Annotated in this window: 11 protein-coding genes; 1 reads left to right on the top strand and 10 read right to left on the bottom strand. The window is 67.9% G+C overall.

The features are described 5' to 3' along the window. Nucleotides 1-144: 144 nt before the first annotated feature. From dapC to MA876_RS17590, 7 genes are all read right to left on the bottom strand, one after another. Nucleotides 145-1,257, bottom strand: coding sequence for a succinyldiaminopimelate transaminase (dapC, locus tag MA876_RS17620; protein WP_248152651.1), 1,113 nt, complete (start codon nucleotides 1,255-1,257; stop codon nucleotides 145-147). Between the two features lie 2 nt (nucleotides 1,258-1,259). Then, a complete protein-coding gene (gene fdxA / locus MA876_RS17615; protein WP_248152649.1) occupies nucleotides 1,260-1,580 on the bottom strand; it encodes a ferredoxin in 321 nt (106 codons plus the stop codon). A gap of 9 nt (nucleotides 1,581-1,589) precedes the next feature. After that, nucleotides 1,590-1,973, bottom strand: coding sequence for a DUF6113 family protein (locus MA876_RS17610; protein WP_248152648.1), 384 nt, complete (start codon nucleotides 1,971-1,973; stop codon nucleotides 1,590-1,592). Nucleotides 1,974-2,037: 64 nt separating this feature from the next. Next, complete coding sequence (locus MA876_RS17605) at nucleotides 2,038-2,352, bottom strand: AzlD domain-containing protein (protein ID WP_248152646.1); 315 nt, start codon at nucleotides 2,350-2,352, stop codon at nucleotides 2,038-2,040. After that, a complete protein-coding gene (locus tag MA876_RS17600; protein ID WP_248152644.1) occupies nucleotides 2,349-3,131 on the bottom strand; it encodes an AzlC family ABC transporter permease in 783 nt (260 codons plus the stop codon). The genes MA876_RS17605 and MA876_RS17600 overlap by 4 nt, the downstream gene beginning before the upstream one ends. 115 nt (nucleotides 3,132-3,246) lie before the next feature. After that, entirely contained in the window at nucleotides 3,247-5,160 is a 1,914-nt protein-coding gene (gene typA, locus MA876_RS17595; protein ID WP_248152642.1) for a translational GTPase TypA, read from the bottom strand. An 83-nt stretch (nucleotides 5,161-5,243) separates the two neighbouring features. Then, nucleotides 5,244-7,031: an ABC transporter ATP-binding protein gene (locus tag MA876_RS17590; RefSeq protein WP_248152639.1), complete on the bottom strand. Its 1,788-nt coding sequence runs from the start codon at nucleotides 7,029-7,031 to the stop codon at nucleotides 5,244-5,246. 44 nt (nucleotides 7,032-7,075) lie between these two features. Between MA876_RS17590 and MA876_RS17585 the strand changes: the two genes are divergently transcribed. Next, on the top strand, nucleotides 7,076-7,711 hold the full coding sequence (locus MA876_RS17585) for a PH domain-containing protein (protein ID WP_248152636.1): 636 nt from the start codon (nucleotides 7,076-7,078) through the stop codon (nucleotides 7,709-7,711). Between the two features lie 23 nt (nucleotides 7,712-7,734). Here MA876_RS17585 and MA876_RS17580 read toward each other — a convergent pair whose 3' ends face one another. The 3 genes from MA876_RS17580 to MA876_RS17570 all read right to left on the bottom strand — a co-directional run bounded on the left by MA876_RS17580 (nucleotide 7,735) and on the right by MA876_RS17570 (nucleotide 12,357). Continuing rightward, nucleotides 7,735-8,862: an ABC transporter permease gene (locus MA876_RS17580; RefSeq protein ID WP_248152635.1), complete on the bottom strand. Its 1,128-nt coding sequence runs from the start codon at nucleotides 8,860-8,862 to the stop codon at nucleotides 7,735-7,737. 1 nt (nucleotide 8,863) lies between these two features. Next, nucleotides 8,864-10,390, bottom strand: a complete 1,527-nt coding sequence (locus MA876_RS17575; protein ID WP_248152634.1) for an ABC transporter permease — start codon at nucleotides 10,388-10,390, stop codon at nucleotides 8,864-8,866. A gap of 158 nt (nucleotides 10,391-10,548) precedes the next feature. Next, nucleotides 10,549-12,357 (bottom strand): ABC transporter family substrate-binding protein, encoded by a 1,809-nt coding sequence (locus MA876_RS17570; RefSeq protein WP_248152631.1) that lies wholly within the window; start codon nucleotides 12,355-12,357, stop codon nucleotides 10,549-10,551. Between the last annotated feature and the right edge of the window lie 172 nt (nucleotides 12,358-12,529).

The raw sequence follows: 12,529 nt of genomic DNA, 5'->3' as shown, positions 1-12,529 counted from the left end.
TCGCCCCTTCGGACAGCCGGTGGCGATCCAGGGAACGGACGCGAGGACGGGGGGATGCCGCGTCACCGCGCTTTTACAGCCTAATGGGCCGCGGAACCTACCGCGGACACCGCCAAACAGACGGGGAATCGACTGTAGGAACCCTTAGAGAGCGGCGGAACGGAGCCGATCGGCGGCCGCGTCGATGCGCTCGTCCGTCGCCGTCAGCGACAAGCGGATGTGCCGCGGATAGTGCGTGCCGTAGAAATGCCCTGGTCCGGCCAGGATGCCGAGGGCCGCCAGTCGACCCATGCTGTCCCACGCGTCGAGTCCCTCGGTCGCCCAGAGGTACAGTCCGCCCTCGCTCCCGTCAACGCGGAAACCCGCCGCCTCGAGGGCGGGCTTGAGCACCTCGCGTCGGCGACGGTAGAGCTCCTTCTGCACGGCGACGTGCCGGTCGTCCGCGAGCGCCGCGGTCATCGCACGCTGCACGGGCGCCGGCAGCATGAGCCCGAGGTGCTTGCGTCCCGTCAGCAGCCGCTCGACCAGCGCGGGATCCCCCGCGAGGAACGCCGCGCGATACCCGGCGAGATTCGACTGCTTGCTGAGCGAGTACACCGACAGGATGCCATGCAGCTCGCCGTCCGTCACGCGCGGATCCAGCACCGAGGGGATGGGCTCCACGTCCCACGGTGCGTCCCAGCCGAGTTCGGCGTAGCACTCGTCGGATGCGAGGACGGCACCGAGGCCACGGGCGCGTTCGACGGCTGCGCGGAGGGACGCGGCATCCATCACCCGCCCGTCGGGGTTGCCGGGCGAGTTGAGCCACACGAGCTTCGTCTCAGCGGGCCACTCGGCCGGGTCGTCGGAGGCGAGCGGTGTCGCACCCACCAGGCGGGCACCGACCTCGTACGTGGGGTACGCGGCGCGCGGGTGCACGACGACGTCGCCGGGCCCGAGGCCGATCAGGAGCGGGAGGAGCGCGACGAGCTCTTTCGACCCGACGGTCGGGAGCACGTTCTCGGGCGCGAGGCCCGGCACACCGCGGCGACGGGCGTACCAGTCGGCGATGGCGGCGCGCAGCGCCGGGGTGCCCATCGTCTGCGGGTAGGCATGGGCGTCGGTCGCCCCCGCGAGCGCCTCGGCGACGAGCGCCGGCGTCGCATCGACGGGTGATCCGATCGACAGATCCGCGATGCCGCCCGGGTGACTGCGTGCCTGTTCGGCGTAGGGCGCGACGGCGTCCCACGGGTAGTCGGCGAGGTCGGCGACCCCCACGGTCAATGCTCCTGCGGAGGGAGGGCGGCGATGATCGGGTGATCCTTGTGGATCACACCCACCTTGGCCGCGCCACCGGGCGAGCCCACGTCGTCGAAGAACTCGACGTTGGCCTTGTAGTAGTCCTGCCATTCTTCGGGCAGGTCGTCTTCGTAGTAGATCGCCTCGACGGGGCAGACGGGCTCGCACGCACCGCAGTCGACGCACTCGTCGGGGTGGATGTAGAGGCTCCGTTCGCCCTCGTAGATGCAGTCGACCGGACATTCGTCGATGCAGGCGCGGTCTTTGACATCCACGCACGGGAGAGCGATCACATACGTCACGGGACCAGTCTAATTCGCTTCGAGAGACACGTCGGCAGGACGCGGGGGAAGCGCCGGCCACGCGACGACGAGAAGGACGAGGATCGGGATCACGATCGTCCAGACCTGGCCGAGCACCGAATCGGGCACGATCACCGAGCCGCCCGGCCCGCGACCCGAGAAGACGAGCGTCGCGATCATCATGCCCATGCCGGCTGCGAGAGCCGCCCATCGGTCGGCCGTGAGGAGGCGCACAGCGGCGAGCATCGCGGCGCAGCCCAGGAGCGAGAGGATCAGCCCGAGCGGCAGCCAGCCGAGCGGGAAGGAGTGCGCGATCGTGCCGGCGAGGCCATAGACCGCGCCGACGATGAACGCGATCAGCCACGTGCCCGCACGCGCCCAGGAGAACTTCACGCGGCAAGCCTACGCCGAGGTGATCCCCGTGACGGCTCAGCGACCACCGCCGCCGGGGGGCTCGTCACGCGGCGAGCCCCCACAGGCGCAGGAGCGCCGCGACGACGGCCGCCGCGATGACGACGACGAGGAACGGCGCGCGCAGCAAGAGCAGCCCCGCGGCGACGAGGACGGCGGGGATGCGCGCGTCCACGACGATCGCCTGCCCCTCTCCGAGCGTCTGGACAGCGACGAGGGCCGCCAGCAGCGCCACGGTCAGCAGGTCGGCGATGCGCGCGGGGCGCGGCGCCTCGAGCCAGCGGGGCGGCACGAGATAGCCGACGGTCTTGAGGGCGACGCAGACGATGGATGCCACGAGGACCGCGGTCCAGAGGGTCATGGCAGTCCCTCCCGCTCGGGCACGTCATCCGGCTCGTCCGCGGTGTTCTCCGGCGTCCCGAGCCAGTTGAACCACCCCACGAAGATCGCGACGACGGCCGCGAACAGCACCGGCAGGCCCGGCAGCACGAACGGCGTCACGAGCATCGCCACGACCGCCGCGGCGATGCCGACCGCGATGGGCTGGCGACGGCGCAGGCGCGGCCACAGCAGGGCGAGGAACGCGGCGGCGGCCGCGGCATCCAGTCCCCAGGCTCTCGGATCGAATCCGGCTCCGTCGGCCGATGCGAGGGCATCCGCCCCGATCGCGCCGATCGCCGTCGTGAGGTTCCATCCCACATAGATGCCGATGCCGGTCACCCAGAATCCCACGGTGCGCGCGTGCGCGCTCTTCTGCGCGAGGGACACGGCGGTGGACTCGTCGATCGTGAAGTGCGCGGCCGCGGCGCGCTTGAACAGGCCCGGACCGATGACCGACGACATCGAGATGCCGTAGGCGACGTTGCGCACGCCGAGGAGCGACGCCGAGGCGATCGCCGACGGCGCCGCGGCGAGACCGCCCGAGGCGATCACTCCCACGAAAGCGAACTGGGATCCACCCGTGAACATCAGCAGGCTCAGCACCATCGTCTGCCACACGTCGAAACCCGACGCGACCGCGAGCGCACCGAACGAGATGCCGTACGCGCTCGTCGCGAGAGCGACGCCGAGCCCCGCGCGCACGGCTCGCCGCGCCTCGCCGGGCGCGTGCGCGTCGTCGAAATGGGGTTCGGAGCTCACCGATCGAGCCTACCGATGCGCCGTTCGGAGACCCGCGGTCCGCCCGGTCATCCGTGGACCGATTCCTGCCGACGCGAAAGGGCAGGGTCTCCCCTGCCCTTTCGACGAGAACGGATCAGACGCCGGCGTCCTGGCGCTTGAGGCGTGCCGTCGCGCGGGCGCGCTCCGTGGCATCCAGGTTCACCTTGCGGATGCGCACCTTCTCGGGCGTCACCTCGACGCATTCGTCGTCGCGCGCGAACTCGAGGCTCTCCTCGAGGGTCAGGACGCGCGGAGGCGTCATCGATTCGAAGGAGTCCGACGTCGACGAACGCATGTTCGTGAGCTTCTTCTCCTTCGTGATGTTGACGTCCATGTCGTCGGCCCGCGAGTTCTCGCCGATGACCATGCCCTCGTAGACCTCTTCGGTCGGCTGCACGAAGAAGCTCATGCGCTCCTGCAGTGCGATCATTGCGAAGGGGGTCACGACACCGCTGCGGTCGGCGACGATCGAGCCGTTCTGGCGCGTGGAGATGTTGCCTGCCCAGTCGTCGTAGCCGTGCGAGATCGCGTTGGCGATGCCCGTACCGCGCGTGATCGTGAGGAACTCGCTGCGGAATCCGATGAGGCCGCGCGAGGGCACGATGAACTCCATGCGCACCCAGCCGGTGCCGTGGTTGGTCATGGTGTCCATGCGACCCTTGCGGGCGGCCATGAGCTGCGTGATCGCGCCGAGGTGCTCTTCGGGAGCGTCGATCGTGAGGTGCTCGAACGGCTCCTTGAGCTTGCCGTCCTCGCCCTTGCGCGTGACGACCTGCGGCTTGCCGACCGTGAGCTCGAAGCCCTCGCGACGCATGTTCTCGACGAGGATCGCGAGCGCGAGCTCGCCGCGTCCCTGGACCTCCCACGCATCCGGGCGTCCGATGTCGACGACCTTGATCGACACGTTGCCGATGAGCTCGCGGTCGAGGCGGTCCTTGACCATGCGGGCGGTGAGCTTGTGGCCCTTGACCTTGCCCATGAGCGGCGAGGTGTTCGTGCCGACGGTCATCGAGATCGCGGGGTCGTCGACCGTGATCCCCGGCAGCGGACGGACGTCCTCGGGGTCGGCGATCGTCTCGCCGATCGTGATCTCCTCGATACCGGCGATCGCGACGATGTCACCGGGTCCGGCCGACTCCGCCGGGTAGCGGTCGAGGGCACGGGTCTTGAGGAGCTCGGTGATGCGCGCGTTCGAGTGCGAGCCGTCGTGACGCACCCAGGCGACCGTCTGGCCCTTCTTGAGCGTGCCGTTGAAGACGCGCAGGAGCGCGAGGCGGCCGAGGAAGGGGCTCGAGTCGAGGTTGGTCACCCAGGCCTGAAGCGGCGCCTCGTCGTCGTACGACGGCGCGGGCACGTGCTCGAGGATCGCGTCGAAGAGCGGCTCGAGATCGTCGTTGTCGGGCAGCGAGCCGTTCTCGGGACGGTTGCGGGATGCCGCGCCCGCGCGACCGGACGCGTAGACGACCGGCACGTCGAGCAGGGCGTCGACATCGAGGTCGGGGACATCGTCGTGCAGGTCGGACGCGAGGCCCAGGAGCAGGTCGTGCGCCTCTTCCTCGACCTCGGCGATGCGCGCGTCGGGGCGGTCGGTCTTGTTGACCAGGAGGATCACGGGAAGCTTCGCCTCGAGCGCCTTGCGCAGGACGAACCGGGTCTGCGGGAGCGGGCCCTCGCTCGCGTCGACGAGCAGGACGACGCCGTCGACCATGGACAGTCCGCGCTCGACCTCGCCGCCGAAGTCGGCGTGACCGGGGGTGTCGATGACGTTGATCGTCACCGGGACGTCGGTGTGGGCGCCGTTGTAGGTGATCGCCGTGTTCTTGGCGAGGATCGTGATGCCCTTTTCGCGCTCGAGATCGTTCGAGTCCATCGCGCGCTCTTCCATGTGCTCGTGCGAGCCGAACGAGCCGGTCTGGCGGAGCATGGCGTCGACGAGGGTCGTCTTGCCGTGGTCGACGTGCGCGACGATCGCGACGTTGCGGAGGTCCGGACGGAGGGCGCGCGCCATGAATGATCCTTGCGGTGGGGTGGATGCGTCGAGAAGCCGACGTACAAGCCTACCGCAGGGCTCCTGGGAGCCCGCCCTCCCGGCTAGGCGTGCGGCAGCTGCGGCGGCGGCGTCGGCTCCTCGGGAGCCGCCGGCGCGTGGATCTCGGCTTCCTCGTTCGCGTCCACCTGCTCGCCCGCGGCCTTCTGCTCGTCGAGCACGCGGCGCCGCTCATCGCGCCGAACGGCCTGCTCCGTGGGATCGGGCACCGGGATGGCGGCGATGAGGCGCTTCGTGTACGCCTGCTGCGGGTTGCGCAGGATCTCGTCGGGCGAGCCCTCTTCGACCAGCTTGCCGTGGTTCATGACGACGATGCGGTCGGCGAGGCGGTCGACGACCGCGAGGTCGTGGCTGACGAAGAGGCAGGCGAACCCGAGTTCCTCCTGGAGGTTCTCGAGCAGATCGAGCACGCGTGCCTGCACCGAGACGTCGAGCGCGCTCGTCGGCTCGTCGGCGACGAGGAGCTTGGGCTTGAGCGCGAGGGCGCGAGCGATGCCGATGCGCTGACGCTGACCCCCCGAGAGCTCGTGCGGGTAGCGGTTGCGGAAGGACCGCGGCAGCTCCACCTGATCGAGGAGCTCCTCCGTACGGGTGCTGATCTCCTTCTTGGTGAAGTCGCCGAGCAGCTGGAGCGGCTCGCCGATCGACTCACCGACGGGCCAGCGCGGGTTGAGCGAAGAACCCGGATCCTGGAAGACGATGCCGATGTCCTTGCGCAGTTCGCGCAGCGCGTTCGGCTTGATGCCGACGAGCTCGACGCCGTTGACCATGGCCGAGCCCTCTTTGAACGGGAGCAAGCCGATCGCGCCGCGCGCGATGGTCGTCTTGCCCGAGCCCGACTCGCCGACGAGGCCGACGATCTCGCCCGGGTGGATCGCGAAGCTCACGTCATCGACGGCACGGAAAGCCGGCACGCGACGACGCCCGGGGTACTCGATGACGGCGTTCTTCAGTTCGAGCACCGGTGCACCCGTGCGCACCGTCTTGCCTTCGTTGGTGTACCCGAGCTTGGGCACCGCCGCGAGGAGCTCCTTGGTGTAGTCGTTCTTCGGGTCGCTGAAGATCTCGTGGACCGAGCCGCGCTCGACGACCTCGCCCGTCTTCATCACGATCACGTTGTCGGCGAGGTCGGCGACGACGCCGAGGTCGTGCGTGATGATGATGATCGCGCTGTTGAGCCGCTTGTGCAGGCTGCGCAGCAGGTCGAGGATCTCGGCCTGGATCGTGACGTCCAGCGCCGTCGTCGGCTCGTCGGCGATGAGCACGTCGGGGTCGCACGAGATGGACTGCGCGATCATGGCGCGCTGACGCTGACCGCCCGACAGCTGGTGCGGGAAGGAGTTGTAGGCCTTCTCGGGATCGGGCATCTCGACGAGCTTCAGCAGCTCGAGCGCGCGCTCCTTGGCCTGCGCCGGGGGCATGTTGCTGTGGACGCGGATCGCCTCGGTGATCTGGTAGCCGATGCGGTACACCGGGTTCAGCGCCGTCATGGGCTCCTGGAAGATCACGGCGATGCGCTTGCCGCGGATCTTGCGCAGCGACTCGACCGGCGCGTTGAGGATCTCACGGCCGTGGAGCTTGACGCTGCCGCGCGAGCGCGAGTTGGGCGGGAGCAGCCCCAGCAGCGACATCGAGCTGACGGACTTTCCCGATCCCGACTCGCCGACGATGGCGAGGACCTCGCTCGGGTGGACCTTGTAGTCCATGCCCTTGACGGCGTTGACCCATTCGCCGTTGACCCAGAAGTCGACGGCGAGGTTCTTGGCCTCGATGATGGGGCGGTCTGCGGAGGTCTCGGGCGACGGCGTCGCCGTGGTGTCGACCGTGCTCATACGAAAGCACCGTCCTCTCGAATGGTTCGTGGAAGCATGGGATCGTGGACCAGCCTGAGATGCCCCGGATCGTCTTCCGCTCCCGATTCGGAATCGGCCTGACGATCGTGGTGTGGGCGATCAGCGCCGCCGGCATCGTCTCGAGCCTCGTGTCCGGGGCCGGACTCGTGCCGGTCGTGCTGCTGGCGAGCCTCGGCTGGTTCGTGTGGCTCGCGTTCTGGCGTCCGAGCGTCGTCACCGACGCTCGAGGTGTGCAGCTGCGCAACCTCGTGCGCGACGTCGACGTGCCCTACGACGCCATCGACGACGTCGACACGCGGTACTCGCTCGTCGTGCGCTCGGGCGGCAAGAGCTTCTCGGCGTGGGGCGCTCCCGCACCCGGTGGCGCCGCGTCGCTGCGCGATTCGATGAGCCGTCGTCGCGCGACCAACCGCAGCGACTGGAACGACGCACCGCAGTCCGTACGCGCCGGCGGCACTGCGCGTCCCGGAGACACCGTCGGCTCGGCGTCCGGCGCTCCCGCGACGGTCATCCGCCGCGAACTGGCCCGCCGAGAGCACGAGGGCATCCGGCGTGACACGGCCGCGCGCGCGACCGTCGCGGTTCGCCCGCTGCTCGTCGTGGTGAGCGGCGCGGCGCTCGCCGCGAGCATCGCGGTGATCGTCCTTCCGGGGGTCTGATCCCCCGCGCAAGGCGATCATCACTAGTTCGACTCCTTGCGCAGCTCGTCGTCGGCGTAGGTGACCTCGATGACGCCCGGGTTCTCGGCATCCTCCCGGTCGGTGTCGTAGCGACCGCCGCCCGAGAAGCCACCGAACATCGCGCCGAACGCCTGGCGGTAGGGCCCGCGCTTGCCGGGCATGCGCCGCTGCCGGGGGTCGAACGCATCGCGGAGACCGTCGCCGATGAAGTTCACGCACAGCGCGAGCGCGATGATGAACAGACCCGGCCACCAGAAGAGCCACGGGCGCGTCGAGAACGCACCCTGGTACTGGTTGAGAATCTGGCCGAGCGAGACATCCGGCGACTGCACGCCGACGCCGAGGAAGCTCAGCGCGGCCTCGGTGAGGATCGCGCCCGACATGAGGAGCGAGATCGCGACGATCACGACGCCCATCGCGTTGGGCAGGATGTGGCGGAACAGGATGTGGGGGTTGGATGCCCCGGCCACCCGCGCGGCATCCACGAACTCCCGCTCGCGGAGCGACAGGAACTCACCGCGGACGAGTCGCGCGAGCGCCGTCCACCCGAAGAGTCCGAGCGCGATGGCGAGGAAGAACGCGCCGAAGTCGCCGGTCGCCCGGCCGATGACCGCGGCGAGGATGAGGAACGGGATGATGATGATGACGTCGGTGATGCGCATCAGCACGGCATCCACCCACCCGCGGTAGAAGCCCGCGATCGCGCCGATGACGATGCCGAGCACGCCGGCGACGAAGCCGTAGACCACCATGACGGTGATCGACTGCTGCGCACCGCGCATGACCAGCGCGAAGATGTCGCGGCCGATCTCGTCCTGCCCGAACGGGAACTCTCCGAAGTTGAACGGGAGCACCCACGTGGGCTGGCCGCCCGGCAGCGCGACGTCGAAGCGCTGCAGGTACGTGTGCGGATACCATCCGGGCACCTTGATGCCGAACACGTCGAAACCGATCGACGAGTAGATGAGGATGAACAGCAGCGCGAGCACGATCATCGCCGAGACGGCCCCGCGGTGGCGGAAGAAGCGGCGGCGGACGATCGTCGCCTGGCTGAGACCTTCGACCTCCCGCTGCTCGATCGTGAGGACTTCGTTGAGGGACTCGGTGGGAGTCGGTTCTTTGCGTGCCATGTCAGTTCACCCGGATCCGCGGGTCGAGTGCCGAGTATGAGAGATCGGCGATGAGGTTGAAGACGAGCGTCACGATCGAGGTGATGAGGAAGATCGCCATGACGGTGTTGAGGTCGACCTGCTGGACGGCCTGGACGAACATGCGGCCGATGCCGTTCCAGCCGAACACGGTCTCGGTGATCGCGGCACCGCCGATGATCCCGCCGATCTCGAACGCGACGAGCGTCGTGATGGGGATCATCGCGTTGCGGAACGCGTGACGCATGATGACGGTGCGCTCGCTGAGCCCCTTCGCGCGCGCCGTGCGCACGTAGTCCTGGTTCATGACCTCGAGCAGGCTGCCGCGCGAATAGCGGCTCCACGCGGCGAGCGAGAGCAGCATGAGCGCGATCGTCGGCAGGAGGAGGTGCGTGAAGTTGTCGAGCGTCTGGATCCAGACGCTGCCCTGCAGGTTCGGCGTCGACGAGCCGATCGTCGCGATCGGACGGCCGTTCGTGATCTGCACGTAGTCGGGCCAGGAGGCCATGACGCGGTCGACGATGATGAGGATCGACGAGATGATCGCGACGATGATGCCCGCACGGATCGACGACGGCCTCTCATCGCCGCCGAAGATGAAGGCCGCGGCGATCGCGATGCCGATCATGACGACGAACACGATGACCCACGACAGGTACCCGGCGACGTAGAAGAACAGGTAATTGAACGGGTACCACAGAGCCGCGCCGGCCACGGCCGTCACGAGCGCCGTGTAGATGACCTTGCGGTTGGAGAACCCCGCCGTGATCCACGTGACCGCGAACGCCGAGGCGACGCCGATCACGAGGATGCCGATGATCCCGATGTAGGGAGTGTCGAGCCAGCCCGTGTAGAGGATGAAGAACAGTCCGGCACCGGTGACGAGGGTCGCGATCCCGAAGTTGAGGAAGTACTTCTTCGCCGAGCCGCCGACGATGCTCGCCCACGCGAAGCCGACGACGAAGGCCGTGACTATCACGATCCATGGCGCGACCACGGGGTCGGCGAGGAAGTTGTTGAACCCGATCGCGACGTACATCTTGAGGATCTGCGCGACCCAGAAGACCGGGAGGGAGAAGAACAGGAACGCGATGAAGGTGACGGTGTAGTCGAAGCCGCTGTACTGGCGCAGCGCCGTCGCCATGCCGATCGAGATGCCGAGGAGGATCGCGAGGACCGTCGCCGCGACGACGAGCTGCACGGTCTGGCCGATGCCGATGCCCACCTGGGCGGCGACCTCCTGACCGCGGATGTTGTAGCCGAGGTCGATGTTGCCCGTGAAGCCCTTGAGGACTCCCCCGAGCCAGATGAAATACCGCAGGAAGGGCGGCACATCCAGGTTCAGCTGCTGGATCTTCGCAGCGATCAGCTGTTCCTTGTTGGGTGCGGTCGAGCCTCGGAGATCCTCGAGTGGGTCGCCGGCATTGGCGGCCAGGATGTAGATGAGGTAACTCGCCGCGAAGACGATGAGGACGGCTGCGATGAGCCGCCGCACGATATAGCTGAACACGTGGGGGTGTGCCCTCTCTCGCTGGGCTCGTTCGGAGCCACGCGTAAGACACTACGGCACGGGGTTGTGAAAGCCGCAGTGACCAGGGGAAGGGGGGCGCCGGGCATCCGGCGCCCCCCTCAACTTGCAGAGATTATCTGCTGGTCATACTCCGTGGATCACTCCGCGGCCGAGACCGGCTTCCAGTCCCAGAAGTTCCAGAAGTAGGTCGGGCTCAGGAAGCCCGGAACCACACCCTCGGTCTCGGCGCTCCACGCCGTGATGCCGGGGAACTGGAAGATCGGAACCGACCACGCCTGCTGACCGATGATCTCCTCGGCCTGGACCTGGAGGTCCTCCTGCGCGGCCGGGTCGGCCTCGCCTGCGAGCTGGTCGAAGAGATCGTCGATCTCGGGGTTCGACCAGCCGTAGTAGTTGTTCAGGCCACCGGTCTGGTAGTTCGCCGCCGACGAGCCGACAGCGGTCGAGGTCGACTGCCAGCCGAAGAGGGCTGCGTCGTACTCGGTGGTCGCGGCCGAAAGCGCCGAGCCCCAGTCCTCGCGCGATGCGTCGACGAGGTCGAAGCCCGCCTCTTCCGCGTACGGCTGGATGAGCAGGAACTCCTGCGCACGACGCTCGTTCGTGTTGCTGAACAGGAAGCGAACCGTCGGGTTCGGGACGCCGGCCTCGGCGAGGAGCGCCTTGGCACCCTCGACGTCGGGCTCGGTCATCTCGGGGTAGCCGTTGACGGCAGCAGCAGCCTCGGCGCCCGAGGTACCCGGGAGGAAGACCTGCGAGTTGCGCAGCTCAGCGTCGGGCTGGAGCGGCTGGATGAGCTTCTCGAGGATCTCCTGACGGGGGATGATCTTCAGGAACGCCTGGCGGACCTTGAGAGCCTTCTCCTCGTCGCCACCGTAGGTCGCGGGGTCGAACGGACCGCCGTTGCCGACCTGGAGGTCGATGTGCTCGTACGTGCCCTCGGGCGCACCCGAGTACTCGACACCCTCGACGCCCGCACCGAGCAGCGCGGCGATGTCAGCCGTCGGCTGACCCGACGCGATCGAGATCTCGCCGTTCTCGAGCGCCGTGATCTGCGCCTGCATGTCGGGGATGACGCGAACCGTGATCGATTCGTACTTGGGCGACGGGCCCCACGTGTAGTCGGGGTTCGCCGTCAGCGTCGTGTAGCCGTCGGTCGCGTTGATCTCGGTGATCGTGTACGGGCCGTTCGACAGGAGCTGCAGCGGGCTGTCGGGCGTGCCCGACGAGAACTTGTAGTCCTGGTTGTAGGCCTCGGAGACGGGCTGGAGCCACGCGAGGTCCTTGTCCTGGACGGCCTTGACGAAGTCATCCTTCGCCTTCTGCTCGTCGCCCTCGGCGTAGTCGTCGGGGTACGCGAGCATGACCGTGCCGGCAGCGGAGATGCCGGGGCCCGAGAACGCGAGCTCCCAGTCGACGTAGAAGCTGTCGTACGTGAAGGTCAGCGAACGGCCGTCGTCACCGATCTCGGGGGTCTCCGAGACGAGGTCGAGGGCGTAGTCCTCGAGTGCGCCGGTGTTCCAGAAGGTGCCGGTCTGGCCCGTGAGCTCACCGGTCTCTTCGTCGATCGTGCCTTCACCGTCGGAGACGTGGGTCGTGTTGGCAGCCCAGACCAGGAGCAGGTCAGCGGCGTCGACGGCGCTGCCGTCGGTCCACTTGACGCCCTCGTTGATCGTGTACTTGACGGTCAGCGGGTCCTCTTCGACGACCTCGTAGGTGCCGAAATCGGTGTCCTTGACGAGCTCGCTGTCGGCGTTGTAGTGCCAGAAGCCCGACTTGGCCATGTAGTTGACGACCGCGTTCGAGGTGGCGTTCGTGTCGGCGAGGCCGTCGTTGAAGGCGTAGTAGATGTCATTCCAGGCGACCGTGATGCTCGTGCCCTCGATGACCTCCGACTCGCGCGGGGGGGGTGCATCCGGCCAGGACCATAGCCCCGACCGCAACGACACCCACGCCCGCTGCCAGACGTGTGATCTTCACTCTTGATTCCTCCTGTGCAGGGATGAGGTTTGTGCCAACGACAGCCGACTACGGCGTCGGGCACGGGTAGGGAAACAATAAGCAGACGTTCATCTTCGATCAAATCAAAGCGGGAAAACGTTACAAGCCCTTTACTCAAAG

Source organism: Microbacterium aoyamense, from assembly GCF_023155855.1.
In the GTDB taxonomy this organism is placed as follows: Bacteria; Actinomycetota; Actinomycetes; order Actinomycetales; family Microbacteriaceae; genus Microbacterium; species Microbacterium aoyamense.
Note: the sequence above shows the minus strand (reverse complement) of the source record. Positions and strands in the feature narration are given on the sequence as shown.

Bases quoted from the DNA above. Each gene is read 5' to 3' on its own strand.
- MA876_RS17605 (WP_248152646.1), bottom strand. From the start codon at position 2,352: ATGACCCTCTGGACCGCGGTCCTCGTGGCATCCATCGTCTGCGTCGCC.
- typA (WP_248152642.1), bottom strand. From the start codon at position 5,160: ATGGCGCGCGCCCTCCGTCCGGACCTCCGCAACGTCGCGATCGTCGCG.
- MA876_RS17590 (WP_248152639.1), bottom strand. From the start codon at position 7,031: ATGAGCACGGTCGACACCACGGCGACGCCGTCGCCCGAGACCTCCGCA.
- MA876_RS17580 (WP_248152635.1), bottom strand. From the start codon at position 8,862: ATGGCACGCAAAGAACCGACTCCCACCGAGTCCCTCAACGAAGTCCTC.